The following is a 19,450-nucleotide window of genomic DNA, read 5'->3' as shown; positions in this document are numbered from 1 at the left end:
GGGCCGGGCCAAGGAAGCGGGAACCTCAAATCGACCTCTGAACGTCTCCCTTTGCGGATTCACCGCCGCCCGGCGGGGTCATCACCCTCGCACCGCGGCAGGTCGCGGCACCGAGAGGGGGAGCCATGAACGGCACATCACGGCTGGGGATCGGCATCGGCTGGCGCCCGGAGATAGCCGACGCGGTGGAGGGGCTGACCGGCGTCGACTGGGTCGAGGCCGTCGCGGAGAACCTCTGCCCCGGCCATCTGCCCGACTCGCTCGTACGCCTTCGCGCGCGCGGCGTCACCGTCGTCCCGCACGGGGTCTCACTCGGCCTGGGCGGCGCGGACCGCCCCGACGCACAGCGCCTGGCGGACCTCGCGGCCCGGGCCGAGGCCCTCGGCTCCCCTCTGGTCACCGAGCACATCGCGTTCGTACGGGCCGGGGGGCCGCTCACCGCGTCGCCCGTCCTGGAGGCCGGCCATCTGCTGCCGGTGCCGCGGACCCGGGACGCCCTGCGTGTGCTCTGCGAGAACATCCGTATCGCCCAGGACTCGCTGCCCGTGCCGCTCGCGGTGGAGAACATCGCGGCGCTGATCTCCTGGCCGGGCGAGGAGATGAGCGAGGGGCAGTTCCTCGCCGAGCTGGTCGAGCGCACCGGCGTCCGGCTGCTGATCGATGTCGCCAATCTGCACACCAACCATGTCAACCGCGGCGAGGACCCGGCGACCGCGCTGGACGAACTGCCGGTCGAGGCCATCGCGTACGTCCATGTCGCGGGCGGGATCGAGCGGAACGGCGTCTGGCACGACACCCACGCCCACCCGGTCACCCGGCCCGTGCTCGACGTGCTGGCGGAGCTGCGCTCCCGGGTCGCCCCGCCGGGCGTTCTGCTGGAGCGGGACGACGACTTCCCGCCGGCGTCGGAGCTGGCCGGCGAACTCACCGTGATACGCGAGACGATCACGGCCGCCGGCACCGGAACGAAGCGCGTCGGTGGCCCGGCAGCGGGGGCGCCGTCCGCCCCCGCGGACTCGGCCCGGTCCACGAGAGACAACACGGACGGCGGGGCGAGCGGTGCCGACGCCGCCCGCGAGCGGCTCGCTCTCAGGGAGGCCGCCCTGCTCTCCGCCCTGGTCGCCGGTACGCCGGCCCCCGAGGGGTTCGACTCCCGGCGGCTGCGCGTGCAGAGCCGGGCCCTCACCGCCAAGCGCGCCGACGTCATCGCCAAGATCGCCCCCGAGCTTCCGGAGATCCTGGGCAGCGGCTTCCGGCCCGCGTTCCTCGCGTACGCGGGAAACCGGCCCCTGCGCGCCGGATACCGCCGCGACGCGCTCGACTTCGCCGAGCATCTGCTGATCGAGGGGCGGCCCGAGGACTCCGCCGCCCGGCGTCGGCTGACCCTCTGGTGGGAGGAGCGCGCCGGCTCGCGTCCGCCACGCCGTGCGACCCGTCTCGTCCGGGTGGCCCGCGCCGCGCTCGTCAGGAGGTGACGGACTATGACCGTGTACACGTTGTCGGCCCATCTCGCCGTCGCGATCTCGTCCGTTCTGCTGATCGCCGGTGTGACCCGGTTGCGCCGCCGGGGGTCGGGCGGCCGCGTCCATGACGTGATGGAGGCCGCGTTCCTCGCCGGCGGACCCGGCCGGGTCGTGGACGCCGCTCTCGCCGAGATGCACGCGGACGGCCGGCTGACCGTCGGCGGCCCCGGCATCGTCGCCGTACGGCGGGCGGTCGCCCGGCACCCGGTCGAGGAGGCGGTGCTCCAGGAACATGCCGCGGCGCCCAGCGGCGCCCTGCACACGCTGCGCCTCGCGGTGATGCGCGGCCCGACCGTGCAACAGGTGGGCGACGCTCTCGCGGCCCGCGGGCTGCTGACTCCGCGGGCCGAGGCGCGTACGTGGCAGCGGTGGAGCGCCCTGCAGACAGGGCTCTGTATCGTCGGCCTGCCCCTGTCGTTCGCTCTGTCCGTCAGCGCGTCCTTCGACGACCCGAGCCCCGGCAGCGGCGGACCGCTCTCCTTCACGGTGATCATCAGCATGGTCGTGGGTGTGATCGTCGGCCGGATCTGCGGGTGGCTCGCCAAGCAGCGGATCACCAAGGGGGGCGGGCAGGCGCTGCGGGAATTCCAGCTGGCGCATCCGTATGTCACGCCGGTTCATCTGGTCGCGGCGGGGGGCCTGTTGGCGGTGCCGGACCCGGTGCTGCGGGGGCAGTTGCAGGTGGCCGGGCGGTTGCGGCCGGGCCGCGACTTCTCAGCGACGCCGTACACGGCCGCCGCGGTGGTGGTGACGTGGTGCTCCGGCGCACAGCCCGGTTCCGGTACGGGGTGCGGCGGGGCAGGCTCGGGATGCGGCGCGAGCTCCGGAGGAGGAGGTTCCACCGGGGGCGGGGGCGGTGGAAGCTGCGGCGGTGGCGGCGGGGGCAGCAGCTGCGGAGGCTCCGGAGGAGGCGGCGGCAGCAGTTGCGGCGGGGGCGGCGGCGGGGGAGGTAGCAGCTGCGGAGGAGGCGGTGGCGGAGGCGGTGGCAGCAGCTGCGGGGGCGGAGGAGGCGGTGGCGGGGGCGGCGGGAGTTTCTGAGTCTGCACATCCCGGCCCGTCCCGCACCCCGGGAGCCCCACCGGAGTGGCCGCACCGCGCATCGGGGTCGTTGACCCCGACACCCGTGGACACGTCCTTGCCAAGCCACTCCCCTCTGCTGACCCTCAGTTCTGCGGTGGATCCCGCCATCCGTAGGCACGAAGGGAACGCGATGAGAGCAGTAGCGAAGTACGGGGCTCTGACCACCCTCGGCTCCCTGGTCCTGTCGGCCCTCGTCACCGCCCCCGCGAGCGGCGCGGACACCGTCACAGCTGCCGCCGCCACCCGTGCGGGCACCACCGCCGAGCTCCATGGCGTCGTCCGGGCCGCCCGGCACGCCGCTGCCGCCGGTATCACCTTCAGGCCCTGCCCCAGGACCGAGCAGCTGCCCGCCCCCATCCAGTGCGGCACGGTCCAGGTCCCGCTGGACTACGCCGAGTCCGACGGCCGGAAGATCAGCCTCACCGTCAGCCGGGTCCGGGCGAGCGGGGAAGCCGGCCAGCGGCAGGGCGCGTTGGTCTTCAACCCCGGCGGCCCCGGCGCCTCCGGCATGTACTTCCCGATGGCCGCCGAACTGCCCGAGTGGAAGCGCGTCGCCGAGGCGTACGACATCGTCGGCTACGCCCCCCGTGGGGTGGGCCGCTCCGCCCCGCTCTCCTGCGAGGACCCGGCCGACTTCACGAAGGCCCCGACGCAGTCCCCGGTGCACCCCTCGGAGTCGTACAAGCGCGAGCGGATCGCCCAGGCCAAGGCGTACGCGCGGGGCTGCGCCGACAGCGCGGGCCCCGCGCTCGCCCACTACAACTCGCTCAACAACGCCCGCGATCTGGATGTGCTGCGCGCGGCCCTCGGCGAGCAGAAGCTGACCTTCATGGGGGCCTCGTACGGGACGTACTTCGGGGCGCTCTACGCGACGCTCTTCCCCTCGCACGTACGCAGAATGGTCTTCGACTCCGCGGTCGACCCGGACCCCGCGCAGATCTGGTACCGCAACAACCTCGACCAGTCCCTCGCGTTCGAGGCGCGCTGGGCGGACTTCCGTACCTGGATCGCCAAGCACCACACGACGTACCACCTGGGCTCGACCGCCGAGGCGGTGCGGAAGAGCTACGAGCGGGTGCGCGCCGGGGTCGCGCAGCAGCCGGCCGGCGGGACGGTCGGGCCAGGTCAGCTACAGGCGGCGATGCTCGGGGCCGGCTACTACGACGACTACTGGCCGATGCGTGCCACGGCCCTCGCCGAGTACCTCAAGGGCAACCCCAAGCCGCTGATCGCGCAGGCCGCGCCGAGGCCGGAGGCCGCCGCCGAGAGCGAGAACGGCAACGCCGTCTACACCGCGGTCGAGTGCAACGACGGGTCCTGGCCGACGGACTGGAGGGTGTGGGACCGCGACAACACCGCGCTCGCGCGGCGCGCGCCGTTCGAGACCTGGGACAACGCCTGGATGAATCTGCCGTGCGCCTACTGGCCCGCGCCCCGGCAGAAGCCGGCCGATGTCCGCACCGGGCCGGGCGAGTTGCCCCCGACGCTGATCCTGGCCGCGGAGCGTGATGCCGCGACGCCGTACAAGGGGGCGCTCGAACTCCAGCGGCGGCTGGCCGGTTCCGTCCTGGTGACCGAGCGGAACGCCGGTACGCACGGGATCGCGGGCGGCGGCAATGCCTGCGTCCACGCCTATCTGGAGGAGTACCTGCTGCAGGGAAAGGCACCGGTGCGGCGCGCGGAGTGCGCACCGCGTCCGGAGCCGGACCCGCTGTCGAAGGAACCGACCGACAAACGCCTTGACCTGCAAAGAAGACTCAAGCCAGTTCCTCATTTCTGAGCGCTGGGGAGCACTGGGCGTTCGCATCCGCTGTCCGCACCACCGCGTCCGGCCTCGATCAGAGCCGGGTACGCCCCGGAACGCGATCTGCGCTCCGGGGCGCACGCCACGGCTTGGGCTCGCGCCGCGTGTCAGTCCACGATCATGACGTTGAGCGGCACTGCTCCGCCCGGCCGCGCGAACGCAAGACCGAAGTTCCCCTCGACCTCGGCCTTCTCGGCCGTGTTCGGGTAGGCGTTCGTGCACGTGGTTCCCGCGCTGGAACCGGACATCAGGCTCGTACAGGGCCCGGGCTTGCGGTCCGGCAGGCCCAGGATGTGGCCCAGTTCGTGTGATGAGATGCGGATCGTGTTGTGGCCCTCGTTCACCGCCTGCCGTCCGATGTAGACGGTTCCGTTGCCCAGGGAGGTGGTGATGGCGCGGGGCCAGCCGTCGTCCGCCAGGACCCGGATGTTGGCGCGTTGCCCGGCGGCGGCCGGTCGCAGTTCGACGGCGTCGACGCTCTCGTTCCAGATCGCCGCGCCCCGGTCGACGGCAGACCTGAACTCCGCGGAACCGCTGGCGTCGTAGGTGACTACACGAGCGGCCAAGGCTCTGTCCGCGTCCGCGGAAGGAGTAGCCAGGGCCTGGCCACTCATCAGAGAAAAGGTCACGGCCAGGGCGGCAGCGAGCCCGCTGGTCAACTTACGGACGTACATGGTCGGCCTCCAGGAGAGATAGTCGTGCACATGACAGAATCTCCCCTGCTCACTGCCCAGCGAGGACCGACACCAATCCGTAATCGCCGGTAGGCCCGGCGGACACCGCCGGGCCTACCGTCTGCCTGGCCCCGGTTGGGAACCCGGAGCCGAACCCGGTGTCGCTGGACGAGCGGCCGAGCGGCCGGAAGCCGCCGCCGATCGTCTGATCTTCCGGGTGGGGCGGCCGGGCCGGCACATGCCAGGACCCGGCCACCAAGTCAGGTGTTACGCCAGCCCGGCCACGAGGTCCGCGACCGACTTGCGGCGGCCCGTGAAGAACGGGACCTCTTCGCGGACATGCATCCGGGCCTCCGAGGCACGCAGATGACGCATCAGGTCGACGATGCGGTACAGCTCGTCGGCCTCGAAGGCCAGCACCCATTCGTAGTCGCCGAGCGAGAACGACGCGACGGTGTTGGCACGCACGTCCGGGTAGCCGCGGGCCATCTTGCCGTGGTCCGCGAGCATCCTGCGGCGGTCCTCGTCGGGCAGCAGGTACCAGTCGTACGACCGCACGAAGGGGTAGACGCTCACGTAGTTACGGGGCGTCTCGTCGGCCAGGAAGGCCGGCACGTGCGACTTGTTGAACTCGGCGGGGCGGTGCAGCGCCATGTTCGACCAGACCGGCTCCAGCGCCCGTCCGAGCCGGGTGCGGCGGAAGCGGTTGTACGCGTCCTGGAGCTCGTCCGCGGTCTCGGCGTGCCACCAGATCATGACATCGGCGTCGGCGCGCAGCCCGGACACGTCGTAGGTGCCGCGCACGGTGATGTCCTTGGCGCCGAGCTGGTCGAACAGCTCCTGGACCTCGTCCGCGTAGCCGGTCCGGTCCTCGGGCAGCACCTCGCGCAGCTTGAAGACGGACCACAGCGTGTAGCGGATGACCTCGTTGAGGTCCTTTGCCTTCTTGCCCGCGTTCGGGGACTTCTCTGGAGCAGCAGTCATACGCCTATTCTCCCGCGCCGCGGCCGGTGCCCCGCGCCGGGGTGGACGTGGCGATGATCTCGTCGGCGGCCCGCCGGGCGCTCGCGACACAGGCGGGGATGCCGACGCCGTCGTACGCCGCGCCGCAGACCCGCAGTCCCGGCAGCTTGCCGACCGCCTCGCGGACGCGGGCGACCCGGGCCTGATGCCCGACGGGATACTGCGGCAGACCGCCGATCCACCGGGTCACTTCGGTGGCCACCGGCTTCGCGGCGAGCCCCGCCGCCTCGCCGAGGTCGCGCAGCGACACCTCGACCAGCTCGGCGTCCTCGCGGTGCAGGTGTTCCTCCTCGCCGTATCGCCCGATCGAGGTACGCAGGACGAAGAGACCGGGCGCGGCGTCGGCGACCCAGGCCCATTTACGGGTGGAGAAGGTGGACGCCTTGATCGTGAGGCCGTCGACGGGCGGCACGAGAAAGCCGCTGCCGTCGGGCAGCGTGTCGACGTCGGTGCGCCGGAAGGCCATCGTCACCAGCGCCATCGAGGCGTACTCGATCTCGGCGAGTTCGGCGGCGGCGGCCGGGGATTCGTCGGAGAGCAGCGCCGAGGCGGACCAGGCGGGCGTCGCCAGGACCACGCCGTCGGCCGCCAGGACCCCCTGGCCGGTGCGGATCCGCCAGCCGTCGGCGGAGGGGGCGTCCGCCGTGCCCCGAGAGCCGTGCGGGCGGGTCAGGCCGAGGACCGGCGTCTCCATGCGGATCTCGCCGCCGCCGGCCCGTACGGCGTCGGCGACGGCGCCCGGCAGCCGGCCCACGCCGCCTTCGATGCCCGCGAAGACGGGTCCGGTCAGCTGCCGTGCGGCGGCCTTCGCCTGGATGTCACGGACGCCTTCCAGCAGCGAGTCATGGGTCCTGACGGCTTCGAAGAGCTGCGGCACGGCCGCTCTCATGGAGATGCGGTACGCGTCGCCCGCGTAGACCCCGCCGAGCAGCGGCTCCACCAGCCGGTCGACGACCTCGCGGCCGAGCCGCTCCGCGACATAGTCGCCGACCGAGACATCGTCGCCGACCTCGGTGGCCGGCAGCTCGTGCTCGCGGGCGATCCGGGCGAGCCCCTCGTCGGAGAGCAGGCCCGCGAGGGCGGCGGGGTTTCCCGGCACGCCCATCACATGGCCCTTGGGCATCGGCCGCAGCTTTCCGCGCGTCCATACCGAGGCGGTGGCGGTGGCGGGCGGCTGGATCCGATCCCCGAGTCCGACGGCGCGGGCGAGGTCGACGGCCTCGGGCCGGCGCGCGAGCATCGATTCCGCGCCGAGATCGACGGGGGCGCCCTCGATCTCACCCGTACGCAGCTTTCCGCCGAGCCGGTCGGTGGCCTCCAGCAGCGTCACCCTGATGCCGGCGCCCACCAGACGGTGTGCGGCCGCCAGGCCCGCGATGCCGCCGCCGATGACGACGACATGGCCCGTATGTGTGTCCACCTGATGCGCGCTCGACTCCATGCCCCCACTCTCTCAAACCCGTACCGAGTCCCGACCGTGACCGCTTCGGGACCGGAAAGGGGAAACCCGCCCACCGGCCTTTCACGTCGAATGGTCATCAGTCATGAACCGTCCCAGGGGGGCCGATTATGCGCGCGATGCCCGCGTTCGCGGCAGCACTTCTCACCGTCTCACTCGCTCTCGCCGGATGCGGCGCGTCCGACAACGGCGGATCATCCTCGGACAGCGCCGCGAAGGGGGTCCAGGCCGGGCAGGAGGGCTCCGCCGGAGCCGGTGACGCCGCAGCCGGTGAAGCCGTCGCCGGTGAAGCCGTCGCGCCGCCGGCCGGCAGCAAGGGGCAGCCGGCGAAGACCCCCGCGCCGCAGGGCACCCATGTGATCCGCACGGCCGAACTGACCGTGCGCGTCAAACACACGCAGAAGGCGCTCACCACGGCGCGTGACGCGGCCGGGAAGTCCGGTGGTCTCGTCCAGAACGAGTCCACCGAGCGGACCGAGGACGACTACGTGGAGTCGACCATCGTGCTGCGCGTCCCGCAGGAGGAGTACGACGCCGTCCTGGCGGAACTGGCGGGCACCGGCACGCTGCTGGCGCGCAAGGCCGACGCCAAGGACGTCACCGACCAGGTCGTGGACGTGAACAGCAGGGTCTCCTCGCAGCGGGTGAGCGTGGCCCGCATCAGGGAGTTGATGGACCGGGCCACCAAACTGAGCGATGTGGTGGCACTGGAAGGCGAGTTGAGCACCCGTCAGGCGGCGTTGGAGTCATTGCTCGCGCAGCAGGCCTCGCTCAAGGACCGCACCACCCTGGCGACCATCACCCTTCATCTCTCCGAGAACCCGGTCGTGAAGGCGGAGAAGGAGGACGACGACCCGGGCTTCCTGGACGCGCTGGGCGGCGGCTGGGACGCGCTCACCGCGACCTTGCGGTGGATCGCGGTGGTGATCGGGGCGGTGGCGCCGTTCGCGGCCGTGCTCGCCCTGCTCTATCTGCTGTGGCGGCTGGTGCGCGGCCGGCTGCCCCGGCGGTCCGCGCCGGCGGCGGTCCGGGGCCCGGTCACGGTCCCCGCGCAGCCCGCCCCGCCCGCGCAGCCGGCGCCCTCCGGCGAGACGGCACGCGAGCAGGACTGATTCCACCGCGCCCGCGTAGCGTTCCCCTCGCAGACACGGACCGAAGGGGAGCGCAATGGCGGCGGAGCGCATGGTGGTCATCGGCGGCGATGCGGCGGGCATGTCCGCCGCATCGCAGGCCCGCAGGATGAAGGGTCCGGAGGAGCTGGAGATCATCGCCTTCGAGCGCGGCCACTTCACCTCGTACTCCGCGTGCGGCATTCCGTACTGGGTCAGCGGTGACGTGCCGGGGCGCGACGAGCTGATCGCCCGTACGCCTCAGGAACACCGCGAGCGCTCCATCGATCTGCGGGTGCGCACGGAGGTCACGGAGCTCGATGTGGCCGGGCAGCGGGTCCGCGCGCGTGATCTCTCCGACGGTACGGAGAGCTGGACGGGCTTCGACAAGCTGATCGTCGCGACGGGGGCGCGTCCGGTGCGTCCCCCGCTGCCCGGGATCGACGCGCCGGGCGTGCACGGCGTGCAGACCCTCGACGACGGCCAGGCGCTGCTGGACACCCTCGCCGCTACGGAGGGCGGTCGCGCGGTGGTCGTCGGCGCGGGCTACATCGGGGTGGAGATGGCCGAGGCGCTGCTGAAGCGCGGCTACGAGGTGACCGTCGTGCACCGCGACGAACAGCCGATGTCCACGCTCGACCCCGACATGGGCCGGCTGGTGCACGCGGCGATGGACGGGATGGGCATCACCACCGTCGGCTCCACCGCGGTCTCCAAGATCCTCACCGGCGAGGACGGCCGGGTACGGGCCGTCGCCACCGAGGACGCGGAGTATCCGGCGGACGTCGTCGTGCTCGGCATCGGCGTCCAGCCGGAGACGGCCCTCGCGGAGGCCGCCGGTCTGCCTCTCGGGGCGTACGGAGGGCTGCTCACCGATCTGTCGATGCGGGTGCGCGGCCACGAGAACATCTGGGCGGGCGGCGACTGCGTGGAGGTCCTCGACCTGGTCTCGGGCACCACCCGCCATATCGCGCTCGGCACCCACGCCAACAAGCACGGCCAGATCATCGGCGCGAACGTGGGCGGCGGGTACGCCACGTTCCCCGGCGTGGTCGGTACGGCCGTCAGCAAGGTCTGCGAGCTGGAGATCGCCCGCACGGGGCTGCGGGAGAAGGACGCCCACCGGGCGGGCCTCCAGTTCGTCACCGCGACCATCGAGTCCACCAACAGCGCCGGCTACTACCCCGGCGCCGCCCTGATGACGGTCAAGATGCTCGCGGAGCGCCGTACCGGCCGGCTGCTCGGCGCCCAGATCGTCGGCCGTGAGGGCGCCGCGAAGCGCGTGGACATCGCGGCGGTCGCGCTCACCGCCGGGATGACGGTGGAGCGGATGACGACCCTCGACCTCGGCTACGCCCCGCCGTTCTCCCCGGTCTGGGATCCGGTCCTGGTCGCCGCGCGCAAGGCGACGGCCGCGGTACGGAAGGCGGGGGTGTAGCCCCCGGCCGCCGTCGCCCTCAGCGGGCCGTCCGGGTGTGTACGTACTCCACGAGCCGGGTCAGGGCGTCCGGGTCCATGCTCGGCAGGACGCCGTGGCCCAGGTTGAAGATGTGGCCCTCCAGGCCCGCCGCCGCGTCCAGCACCTCGCGGGTCTTGGTCTCCACCGCCCGGGTCGGGGCGAAGAGGACGGCCGGGTCGAGATTGCCCTGCAGCGCCTTGCCGGGGCCGACGCGGCGGGCGGCCTCGTCGAGCGGCACGCGCCAGTCGACGCCGACGACGTCCGCGCCGGCCTCGCCCATCGCGCCGAGCAGTTCGCCCGTGCCGACGCCGAAGTGGATGCGCGGGACGCCGTACGCGGCGACCGCGTCGAAGACCTTCGCGGAGGCGGGCAGCACGGAGTGGCGGTAGTCGGCCGGGGCCAGGGCGCCGACCCAGGAGTCGAAGAGCTGGACGGCGCTCGCGCCCGCCTCGATCTGGACCTTCAGGAAGGCCGAGGTGATGTCGGCGAGCCGGTCGAGCAGGTCCGCCCACAGCTCCGGGTCGCCATACATCATCGCTTTGGTGTGTTCGTGGTTGCGGGACGGGCCGCCCTCCACGAGATAGCTCGCCAGGGTGAAGGGCGCGCCGGCGAACCCGATGAGCGGGGTGGATCCGAGCTCGCCCGTCAGCATGCCGATCGCCTCGGTGACGTACGACACGTCGTCCGGGGTGAGGTCGCGCAGCCGGGCGAGATCGGCCCGGCTGCGGATCGGGTCGGCGACGACAGGACCCACGCCCGGCTTGATGTCGAGGTCGAGGCCGATGGCCTTGAGGGGGACGACGATGTCGCTGAAGTAGATCGCGGCGTCGACCTTGTGGCGCCGTACGGGCTGGAGCGTGATCTCCGTGACCAGCTCGGGCCGCATGCAGGACTCCAGCATCGGAATCCCCTCGCGCACCTTCAGATACTCCGGCAGCGAGCGCCCCGCCTGCCGCATGAACCAGACCGGGGTGTGCGGCACCGGTTCACGGCGGCACGCCTTCATAAAGGCCGATTCGTACGTCTTCGTCTGGTGGCCCGAGGGGCGGTCAATGGCGCTCACGCCCAGAATCTTCGCATGTACGGGGAAGCGGCGGCCCCGGCCCGGGTGTCCCTCCCTGCGCGAGGCGCGGGTTCCGCCTACTCTTCCCCGCATGGCTGCGGCTCAGGGACAGTTTTCCGATCATTCCAACGGCACCGAGGGAACGGACGGCGCGGAGGGGGACTCCGTCCCGTCCGCGTTCCGGCTGGCGGTCGAAGCACTGCGGGCGGCGCGACTGCGTTCCGAGATCGAGATCGACCCGACGCCGCCGCCGAAGCGGCTCGCACCGCACGCGTACGCCCTGGAGGCCGCGGTCGTCGACGGCGACGACGATCTGGCGGACGGCCGGCTCGTCCTGCTGCACGATCCGGCCGGGCACGACGCCTGGCAGGGGACCTTCCGGCTGGTGACGCTCGTACGCGCGGAGCTGGAGCCGGAGATGGCCGCCGATCCGCTGCTGCCCGAGGTGTGCTGGTCCTGGCTGACGGGCGCGCTGGAGGCGCGCGGACTGTCGTACGGAGAGGCCAGCGGCACCGTCACGCGCGCGGGCTCGCACTACTTCGGCGGTCTCGCCGAGCGCCGGCCCGCGACGCAGATCGAGATCCGGGCGTCCTGGACGCCGCGCGAGGGCCGGGGCGGGGTGCCCGACTCGGCGGCGCATCTGGCGGCCTGGTGCGATCTGCTGTGCCAGGTCGCGGGGTTGCCGCCGGCCGGCCCCGTCCACGGTCCCGCGGACGCGGGCACCGGCGCGGGCGTGGTGTCGCTGCCGCAGCGGCGCGGCCCACAGGTGTCCTGAACCTGCCATATCCGGGCCCGTAGCCGGTCCGGCATTCCCGCACTCCTGGCCCTGGGCCCCCTGACGCCCCTTCACGGCCATGACACCGCACGCCACCTGGGCCTCCCGGGGTGCCGCCGCGCCCCACGATGATCGATCACGCATCCGAATTGCCCGAATTGTTACTCACCAAATCGTGATCTTTCTCTAAAGGCGGACGCGTTTACTGCCGAAGAGGTCTATGACCCTTCAAGCACGGTTCGCCCCGGCTTCATCCCCCTTGAGCCGGTGCTGTCCCGCACCTTCCCCAGGAGGCCTGGTGTCCGTTCTCCTCGAGCAGCCCGCAAGCCTGGTCGCCTACCGCCCGAACAAGCCGACGGCCATGGTCGTCGTGGCCGACCCACGCGTCCGCTCCACCGTCACCCGCCACCTGTGGGCCCTTGGAGTACGTGACGTCATCGAGGCGTCGTCCATCGCGGAGGCCCGCCCCCGCGTCAGCAACCCGCGCGACATCTGCGTTGCCGACGTCCACCTGCCCGACGGTTCCGGGCTGACCCTGCTGTCCGAAACCCGAGCCGCGGGCTGGCCCAACGGCCTCGCCCTCTCCGCCGCCGACGACATCGGTGCCGTCCGCAACGCACTCGCGGGCGGCGTCAAGGGCTATGTCGTGACCGGTACACGGACGAATATCGGCCACCCCACCCGCCCCGGCGCCGCCCCCATCGGCGCGGGACCGCGGATGCACCGCCGCCCCCCGGGTGCCCCGAACCACCCGGGCGGCTACCGCGAGCTCTCCGGCCGTGAGGTCGAGGTGCTCCGGCTGGTCGCCGAAGGACAGTCCAACAAGGCCATCGGCGTCTCGATGGGCCTGTCCGCACTCACCGTCAAGAGCCACCTCGCCCGGATCGCGCGCAAGCTCGGCACGGGCGACCGGGCGGGGATGGTCGCCGTGGCCCTCCGCACCGGCATCATCCACTGACCACTTCTCATCCCTCACCGCCCGTCGACGGAACGTTCCGTCGACGGGCGCCTTCCGTTCACAGATACCCTTGACAGGTGACCGACGCCCAAGAGACCGCAGCAGAGCCAGCACTGCGAACCACCGGGGGCGCTCCCCCGGACGACGTCGAATCGGCGCCGATCCCCTTGCTGGAGCCCCGCGAGGGCATTCCGCCGGTGGTCGCCACCGATGAGGCGCTCGCCGAAGTGATCGCCGCCTTCGCCGCGGGCACCGGACCGGTGGCCGTCGACGCCGAGCGGGCGTCCGGCTACCGGTACGGCCAGCGCGCCTACCTCGTCCAGCTACGCCGCCAGGGCGCGGGGACGGCGCTGATCGACCCGGTCGGCTGCCCCGACCTCTCCGGCCTCGGCGAGGTCCTCGCCGACGCGGAGTGGATCCTGCACGCGGCCACCCAGGATCTTCCGTGCCTGCGCGAAATAGGCATGATGCCCACCCGGCTGTTCGACACGGAGCTGGCCGGCCGGCTGGCGGGCTTCCCCAGGGTCGGCCTCGGGGCGATGGTCGAGAACGTGCTCGGCTACGCCCTGGAGAAGGGCCACTCCGCGGTCGACTGGTCGACCCGTCCGCTCCCCGAGCCGTGGCTGCGCTACGCCGCGCTCGATGTCGAGCTGCTCGTCGATCTCCGCGACGCGCTGGAGAAGGAGCTGGACCGCCAGGGCAAGCTGGACTGGGCCCACCAGGAGTTCGACGCCATCGCCTCGGCCCCGCCGCCGCCCCCGCGCAAGGATCCGTGGCGCCGTACGTCGGGGATGCACAAGGTGCGCCGGCGCCGTCAGATGGCCGTCGTACGCGAGCTGTGGACCACCCGCGACAGGGTCGCGCAGCGGCGTGACGTCTCCCCCGGCAAGGTGCTGAGCGATACCGCGATCGTCGAGGCGTCCCTCGCGCTGCCGGCCAACGTGCACGCGCTCACGGCGCTGCCCGGGTTCGGCCACCGGATGGGACGGCGTCAGCTGGAGCAGTGGCAGGCGGCGGTCGACCGGGCCAAGTCGCTGCCCGACCTGGAACTGCCGCAGCCCGGCCAGCCGGTCTCCGGTCCGCCGCCGCCGCGCTCCTGGGCGGACAAGGACCCGGAGGCCGCGGCGAGGCTCTCGGCGGCGCGCTCGGCGGTCTCGGGGCTCGCCGAGCGGCTGAACATGCCGCAGGAGAACCTGATCACGCCGGACACGGTCCGCCGCGTCTGCTGGGAGCCGCCGCAGGAGCCGACGGTGTCGAACGTGGCGGAGGCGCTGGCGGGGCATGGGGCGCGGGCGTGGCAGGTGGAACAGGTGGCGCCGCTGCTGACGGGGGCGCTGCGGGTGTAGCGGTTCGCGGTTCGCGGTCCGCCGTCCCGGCGGGGGGCGGGGGGCCGGTTCCGGCTGGGGTGCGGGTGCCGGTCCGGCTGGGGTGCGGGCCGTTCGTCGTGGTGCGGGGGTCGGCGGCTCCGGAGGTGGGTGTCCGGACTGCATGATTTACGGCGCGTGCGGGCCGGATGTTGGGTGCGGCTTGTCGTGCGCCACAAATCACGCTTTACGTCCGGACACCCACCTCCTGCGCCCCCACCCCCCTCCCGCCGGTGGGCCGCCAGCCCGCTCGGCCCCGCCTGGGGAAGGTGGGGACACGCGCGCCCGTGGCACGAGGGCCGCTACCTCCGTGCAACGACCGCCCGCCTCCACGACCGCCGGCGAGTGAGCCGAAGGGCGCGCCGCTGTCGAAAGGGAGAACGCGCACAGGTTCGTGAGGAACGAGCGAACCGAGCACGATCGACCGTCGACAGTGGCATAAAGCGCCCGGAGGCGAACCGAGCCCTTAAAAGAGGGGGTCGGGGGTGGGCAGGTTGGTTACTGGTTAGTAGCATGATGGGGGTGAAGCGCGCCGACAGGCGTGCCCCGCACCTCGCACCCTGGAGGAGAGCCATCGTGCCTCGTACCGTCAGGGACGTCGTCTTCGTCGACGGCGTCCGCACCCCGTTCGGCAAGGCGGGCCCGAAGGGCATCTACCACGAGACCCGTGCCGACGATCTCGTCGTGAAGGCGATCCGGGAGCTGCTGCGGCGCAACCCGGAGCTCGACCCGGCCCGTATCGACGAGGTCGCCATCGCCGCGACCACGCAGATCGGCGACCAGGGCCTCACCCTCGGCCGCACCGCGGGGATCCTCGCGGGGCTGCCGCAGTCCGTTCCCGGGTACTCCGTCGACCGCATGTGCGCGGGCGCGCTGACCGCTGTGACGAGCACCGCGGGCTCCATCGCGTTCGGCGCGTACGACATCGTCGTCGCCGGCGGGGTCGAGCACATGGGCCGCCACCCGATGGGCGAGGGCGTCGACCCGAACCCGCGCTTCGTGTCCGAGAAGCTCGTGGACGACTCCGCGCTCTTCATGGGGATGACGGCCGAGAATCTGCACGACCGCTTCCCGCAGCTGACGAAGCGCCGCGCCGACGAGTACGCGGTCCGCTCGCAGGAGAAGGCCGCCAAGGCGTACGCCAACGGCACGATCCAGCAGGACCTGGTGCCGATCTCGATCCGCCGTACGAGCCCGGAGGCGGGCGAGACCGGCTGGGGGCTGGCCACCGCCGACGAGCCGATGCGGCCGGGGACGACGCTGGAGTCGCTCGCGGGTCTCAAGACGCCGTTCCGTCCGCACGGCCGGGTCACCGCGGGCAACGCCGCGGGGCTCAACGACGGCGCCACCGCCTCGCTGATCGCCGCCGAGGACTTCGCGCGCGAGCTGGGCCTGCCGGTCAAGATGCGGCTGGTCTCGTACGCCTTCGCGGGTGTCGAGCCCGAGGTGATGGGCTACGGCCCGATCCCGTCGACCGAGAAGGCCCTCGCCAAGGCGGGCCTGTCGATCTCCGACATCGGTCTGTTCGAGATCAACGAGGCGTTCGCCGTGCAGGTGCTGGCCTTCCTCGACCACTACGGCATCGCGGACGACGACGCGCGCGTCAACCAGTACGGCGGCGCCATCGCGTACGGCCACCCGCTGGCCTCCTCCGGCGTACGTCTGATGACGCAGCTGGCGCGGCAGTTCGAGGAGCAGCCGCACGTCCGCTACGGCCTGACCACCATGTGTGTCGGCTTCGGCATGGGCGCGTCGGTCATCTGGGAGAACCCGCACTTCGACGGAGGCACCAAGTGAGTACCGCTGAACTCCTGAAGGGCGCGGCCGAGCTGTTCCCCGACGAGGTCGTGACGCAGGCGCACGTGCGCCATCTCGATCTCCCGGCGGCCGCCGGGCGCTTCGCGCTGATCACGCTGGACAACGGGCTGGACCACACCAAGCCGACCACCTTCGGTCCGCAGTCGCTGGCGAATCTCAGCGCCGCCCTCGACCAGGTCGAGAAGGAGGCGTCCGAGGGCACGGTCGTCGGCGTCGGCATCACCGGCAAGCCGTTCATCTTCGCGGTCGGCGCCGACCTCAAGGGCGTGGAGCTGCTGAAGCGCCACGAGGACGCGCTGGCCATCGGCAAGGGCGGCCACGAGGTCTTCAAACGGCTCGCCGCGCTGGCCGTGCCGACCTTCGCGTACTACAACGGCGCGGCCATGGGCGGCGGTGTCGAGGTCGGTCTGCACTGCCGGTACCGCACGGTGTCCGCGGCGCTGCCCGCGTTCTCCCTGCCCGAGGTCTTCCTCGGTCTGGTGCCGGGCTGGGGCGGCTGCACGCTGCTGCCGAATCTGATCGGCGCGGACCGCGCGGTCTCGGTCGTCATCGAGAACTCGCTCAACCAGAACAAGCAGCTCAAGGGCGCCCAGGTATATGAGCTGGGCATCGCCGACGCGATCTTCGAGGGCGCGGACTTCCTGGAGCAGTCGCTGATCTGGACCGCGTCCGTGCTGAAGGGCGAGCTTCAGGTCGTACGCCCCGAGGTCGACCGCGGCGAGGCCTGGGACCAGGCCGTGGCGCGCGGCCGGTTCATCGCCGACTCCAAGGTGCACGGCGCGGCCCCGGCCGCGTACCGCGCGCTCGACATCATCGCCGCCGCCAAGGACGGCGATCTGCAGGCGGGCTTCGACGCCGAGGACCAGGCCCTCGCGGACCTGATCATGGGCGGCGAGCTGCGGTCCGGCATCTACGCCTTCAACCTGGTGCAGCGGCGTGCCAAGCGCCCGGCCGGCGCCCCCGACAGGGCGCTGGCCCGCCCGGTCACGAAGGTGGGGGTCGTCGGCGCCGGTCTGATGGCCTCGCAGCTGGCGCTGCTCTTCCTGCGCCGCTTGGAGGTCCCGGTCGTCCTCACGGACATCGACCAGGAGCGTGTCGACAAGGGCGTCTCGTACGTCCACGGCGAGATCGACAAGCTGTTGCTGAAGTCCCGTATCAACCAGGACAAGGCCAACCGGCTCAAGGGCCTGGTCTCCGGTGTGCTGGACAAGGCCGAGGGCTTCGCGGACGCGGACTTCATCATCGAGGCCGTTTTCGAGGAGATGGGCGTCAAGCAGCAGGTGTTCGCGGAGGTCGAGGCGGTCGCCCCGGCGCACGCGATCCTCGCCACCAACACCTCCTCGCTGTCGGTGTCCGAGATGGCGTCGAAGCTGAAGAACCCCGAGCGGGTCGTCGGCTTCCACTTCTTCAACCCGGTCGCGATCCTCCCGCTGCTGGAGATCGTGCGCGGCGAGCAGACCGACGAGGCGTCGCTGGCCACCGCGTTCGGGGTGGCAAAGAAGCTGCGCAAGAGCGCGGTCCTGGTGAAGGACGCCCCGGCGTTCGTCGTCAACCGCATCCTGACCCGTTTCATGGGTGAGATCCAGAACGTGATCGACGAGGGCACGCCGGTCGCGGTCGCGGAGCGGGCCGTCGAGCCGCTCGGTCTGCCGATGTCCCCGCTGGTGCTGCTGGAGCTGGTCGGCCCGGCGATCGGTCTGCACGTCTCCGAGACCCTGCACCGCGCGTTCCCCGACCGCTTCACGGTCTCCGGGAATCTCGCGGCGGTCGTCAAGGCCGGCAAGCGCGGCTTCTATGTGTACGACTCCGGGCAGCCGGAGCTGGACCCGGAGGTCGCCGCGCTCCTGAAGCAGGGCGATGTCGTCCTCACCGAGGAGCAGACCCGCGACCGTGTCCTGGACGCGGTGGCGCAGGAGATCGGCCTGATGCTGGACGAGGGCGTCGTCGCCGAGGCCCAGGACATCGACCTCTGTCTGATCACGGGCGCCGGCTGGCCCTTCCATCTGGGGGGCATCACGCCGTACCTGGACCGTGAGGGTGTCTCGGAGCGGGTGAACGGCAAGCCGTTCCTGGCGCCGGGCGTGGCGAGCGTCCCCGCGTAGCGCGTCAACACCGGCCGGGCCGGTACGGAAGCCCGCTTCCGTACCGGCCCGGCCGGTCTGTTTCCTGCCCTACGACCGGATCCGCGTCCACGCCTCCAGTGCGAGCCCCGGCTCCGCCTTCTGCCGGGCCACGCACAGGGTGCCGTCCGCGTCGACGCAGGCCAGTACCACCCTGCCGTGGCCGTCCAGGGCCAGGGCCGGTGCGCCCACGCAGGGTTCGCCGCTGGGGGTCCAGTTGAGGCCCGCAGCCTCGTCCTCGGTCGGATAGGCGGCGATGCGGGGACGGCCGTCGGTGGAGCGCTGGGCCAGGATCGTGCAGTCGTGGCCGTCGACCGGGGTACGCAGCAGGGCGAGCGGGCCGGTGCCGCGGCCGCCCAGGACGGCGGGTTTCGACCCCGGCCGCCAGGCGCGGACGGTGAAGTCCCCGGCGGCGCGCCAGAAGTGGGTGAGCCGCCCGCCGCCGGTGCGCTCCGCGGTGATCGTGCCGGGCGCGACCCTGGCCGCCAGTTCGTCCTCGGCGCGCTCCAGCGGCGCGTCGGGCTTCTCCCTGCGCCAGTGCACGACGGTGTCCCGCGCCGGGACGAGGACGTCGATCAGCCCGTGGTCGGTCATGGCGGCCGCAGTCTCACCCGTCAGCGCCGTCCCTTCGGCGTCGGCCCCGCCCCAGGACTGCCAGCGGCCGGTGGGCGACTGGTTCTTGGCCGAGAGGCCGCCGTTGGCGTTGCGCAGGAAGAGATGCACCGATCCTGTGGTGTCCACGACCGCGGACGGCAGGCCGATCGCCGCCGCCTTCTCGCGGTCCTTGCCGTGCGGATTGCCCAGCGACTGCCAGTCGCGCAGCGGACGGCCCGTCTGGAACTGGACGGCGTGCAGGAGATCGGTGTCGTCGGGACCGTCGGCGCGCGGGCGCTTCCGTACGCCCAGCAGATGGACGAAGCCCCCGGCGCTCCGCGCGACGGACAGATACGGCAGCAGTCCGCCGGCGGCCAGCAGGTCGGGCCCCGACCAGTCGGGGCCGCCCACCCGGGTCTCCGTCCAGCGGAGCACGCCGTCGGCGGTCGGGGCGTACGCGGTGAGCCTGCCGTCCTTGCCGCGCAGCAGCCAGCCGGTGGTCGCGGGCAGCGCCTCGTCGCGGGTGACGGCGAGGGGCGTACGGCGGTCGCGGGGCTCGTCCGGCGCGTTGCCCGCGCTGTCACCCGGCCGCTTCGACGTCCGTCCGGACCGCGGTGTCATGACCCA

The 19,450-nt window shown here is 72.2% G+C and carries 15 protein-coding genes; 10 read left to right on the top strand and 5 right to left on the bottom strand.

The window, feature by feature from the left end:
• Nucleotides 1–125: 125 nt before the first annotated feature.
• The 3 genes from ACZ6MZ_RS08895 to ACZ6MZ_RS08885 all read left to right on the top strand — a co-directional run bounded on the left by ACZ6MZ_RS08895 (nt 126) and on the right by ACZ6MZ_RS08885 (nt 4,383).
• Nucleotides 126–1,475 carry an MbnB/TglH/ChrH family RiPP precursor modification enzyme gene (locus tag ACZ6MZ_RS08895; RefSeq protein ID WP_469350666.1) on the top strand — a complete coding sequence of 450 codons (1,350 nt, stop codon included), beginning with the start codon at nt 126–128 and terminating at the stop codon, nt 1,473–1,475.
• 6 nt (nt 1,476–1,481) lie between these two features.
• Entirely contained in the window at nt 1,482–2,561 is a 1,080-nt protein-coding gene (locus ACZ6MZ_RS08890) for a TIGR04222 domain-containing membrane protein (RefSeq protein WP_469350664.1), read from the top strand.
• Between the two features lie 172 nt (nt 2,562–2,733).
• Complete coding sequence (locus ACZ6MZ_RS08885; protein WP_469350662.1) at nt 2,734–4,383, top strand: alpha/beta hydrolase; 1,650 nt, start codon at nt 2,734–2,736, stop codon at nt 4,381–4,383.
• Between the two features lie 131 nt (nt 4,384–4,514).
• Here the strand turns inward: ACZ6MZ_RS08885 and ACZ6MZ_RS08880 are convergent, their stop codons facing one another.
• The 3 genes from ACZ6MZ_RS08880 to hemG form a co-directional block, all read right to left on the bottom strand.
• The gene (locus ACZ6MZ_RS08880; protein ID WP_389790618.1) at nt 4,515–5,081 is read right to left on the bottom strand and encodes a snapalysin family zinc-dependent metalloprotease; all 567 of its coding nucleotides are present in this window, start codon (nt 5,079–5,081) and stop codon (nt 4,515–4,517) included.
• 267 nt (nt 5,082–5,348) lie between these two features.
• Complete coding sequence (hemQ, locus tag ACZ6MZ_RS08875) at nt 5,349–6,065, bottom strand: hydrogen peroxide-dependent heme synthase (protein ID WP_469350660.1); 717 nt, start codon at nt 6,063–6,065, stop codon at nt 5,349–5,351.
• A gap of 4 nt (nt 6,066–6,069) precedes the next feature.
• The gene (hemG, locus tag ACZ6MZ_RS08870; protein WP_389790617.1) at nt 6,070–7,545 is read right to left on the bottom strand and encodes a protoporphyrinogen oxidase; all 1,476 of its coding nucleotides are present in this window, start codon (nt 7,543–7,545) and stop codon (nt 6,070–6,072) included.
• Between the two features lie 137 nt (nt 7,546–7,682).
• On the opposite strand from hemG, the gene ACZ6MZ_RS08865 reads away from it, so the two are divergent.
• The gene (locus ACZ6MZ_RS08865) at nt 7,683–8,675 is read left to right on the top strand and encodes a DUF4349 domain-containing protein (protein ID WP_389790616.1); all 993 of its coding nucleotides are present in this window, start codon (nt 7,683–7,685) and stop codon (nt 8,673–8,675) included.
• 55 nt (nt 8,676–8,730) lie between these two features.
• Complete coding sequence (locus tag ACZ6MZ_RS08860; protein ID WP_469350657.1) at nt 8,731–10,110, top strand: FAD-dependent oxidoreductase; 1,380 nt, start codon at nt 8,731–8,733, stop codon at nt 10,108–10,110.
• A 19-nt stretch (nt 10,111–10,129) separates the two neighbouring features.
• On the opposite strand, the gene hemE is transcribed toward ACZ6MZ_RS08860, so the two are convergent.
• Nucleotides 10,130–11,137 carry a uroporphyrinogen decarboxylase gene (hemE, locus tag ACZ6MZ_RS08855; protein ID WP_389674919.1) on the bottom strand — a complete coding sequence of 336 codons (1,008 nt, stop codon included), beginning with the start codon at nt 11,135–11,137 and terminating at the stop codon, nt 10,130–10,132.
• A gap of 148 nt (nt 11,138–11,285) precedes the next feature.
• Here hemE and ACZ6MZ_RS08850 point away from each other — a divergent pair, with 148 nt between their 5' ends.
• From ACZ6MZ_RS08850 to ACZ6MZ_RS08830, 5 genes are all read left to right on the top strand, one after another.
• On the top strand, nt 11,286–11,969 hold the full coding sequence (locus ACZ6MZ_RS08850; RefSeq protein ID WP_384189020.1) for a DUF3000 domain-containing protein: 684 nt from the start codon (nt 11,286–11,288) through the stop codon (nt 11,967–11,969).
• Nucleotides 11,970–12,267: 298 nt separating this feature from the next.
• Entirely contained in the window at nt 12,268–12,927 is a 660-nt protein-coding gene (locus tag ACZ6MZ_RS08845; protein WP_384189022.1) for a LuxR C-terminal-related transcriptional regulator, read from the top strand.
• Nucleotides 12,928–13,004: 77 nt separating this feature from the next.
• On the top strand, nt 13,005–14,273 hold the full coding sequence (locus ACZ6MZ_RS08840) for a ribonuclease D (protein WP_384189024.1): 1,269 nt from the start codon (nt 13,005–13,007) through the stop codon (nt 14,271–14,273).
• Between the two features lie 594 nt (nt 14,274–14,867).
• Nucleotides 14,868–16,088, top strand: coding sequence for a thiolase family protein (locus ACZ6MZ_RS08835; RefSeq protein ID WP_384193937.1), 1,221 nt, complete (start codon nt 14,868–14,870; stop codon nt 16,086–16,088).
• On the top strand, nt 16,085–18,211 hold the full coding sequence (locus ACZ6MZ_RS08830) for a 3-hydroxyacyl-CoA dehydrogenase NAD-binding domain-containing protein (RefSeq protein WP_469350654.1): 2,127 nt from the start codon (nt 16,085–16,087) through the stop codon (nt 18,209–18,211). Before ACZ6MZ_RS08835 ends, ACZ6MZ_RS08830 begins: the two co-directional genes overlap by 4 nt.
• A 69-nt stretch (nt 18,212–18,280) precedes the next feature.
• On the opposite strand, the gene ACZ6MZ_RS08825 is transcribed toward ACZ6MZ_RS08830, so the two are convergent.
• Nucleotides 18,281–19,444, bottom strand: coding sequence for a PLL family lectin (locus ACZ6MZ_RS08825; RefSeq protein WP_469350653.1), 1,164 nt, complete (start codon nt 19,442–19,444; stop codon nt 18,281–18,283).
• Nucleotides 19,445–19,450: the final 6 nt, after the last annotated feature.

Source organism: Streptomyces sp. NPDC042201, assembly GCF_055582185.1.
The sequence above is the reverse complement of the archived record's forward strand: the minus strand, read 5'-3'. Positions and strand labels throughout refer to the sequence as shown.

Excerpts from the sequence above, each read along its gene's own strand:
- ACZ6MZ_RS08850 (WP_384189020.1), top strand. The coding sequence starts at position 11,286 with ATGGCTGCGGCTCAGGGACAGTTTTCCGATCATTCCAACGGCACCGAG.
- ACZ6MZ_RS08895 (WP_469350666.1), top strand. The coding sequence starts at position 126 with ATGAACGGCACATCACGGCTGGGGATCGGCATCGGCTGGCGCCCGGAG.
- hemQ (WP_469350660.1), bottom strand. The coding sequence starts at position 6,065 with ATGACTGCTGCTCCAGAGAAGTCCCCGAACGCGGGCAAGAAGGCAAAG.
- ACZ6MZ_RS08860 (WP_469350657.1), top strand. The coding sequence starts at position 8,731 with ATGGCGGCGGAGCGCATGGTGGTCATCGGCGGCGATGCGGCGGGCATG.
- hemG (WP_389790617.1), bottom strand. The coding sequence starts at position 7,545 with ATGGAGTCGAGCGCGCATCAGGTGGACACACATACGGGCCATGTCGTC.
- hemE (WP_389674919.1), bottom strand. The coding sequence starts at position 11,137 with ATGAAGGCGTGCCGCCGTGAACCGGTGCCGCACACCCCGGTCTGGTTC.
- ACZ6MZ_RS08880 (WP_389790618.1), bottom strand. The coding sequence starts at position 5,081 with ATGTACGTCCGTAAGTTGACCAGCGGGCTCGCTGCCGCCCTGGCCGTG.
- ACZ6MZ_RS08825 (WP_469350653.1), bottom strand. The coding sequence starts at position 19,444 with ATGACACCGCGGTCCGGACGGACGTCGAAGCGGCCGGGTGACAGCGCG.
- ACZ6MZ_RS08890 (WP_469350664.1), top strand. The coding sequence starts at position 1,482 with ATGACCGTGTACACGTTGTCGGCCCATCTCGCCGTCGCGATCTCGTCC.
- ACZ6MZ_RS08865 (WP_389790616.1), top strand. The coding sequence starts at position 7,683 with ATGCCCGCGTTCGCGGCAGCACTTCTCACCGTCTCACTCGCTCTCGCC.
- ACZ6MZ_RS08885 (WP_469350662.1), top strand. The coding sequence starts at position 2,734 with ATGAGAGCAGTAGCGAAGTACGGGGCTCTGACCACCCTCGGCTCCCTG.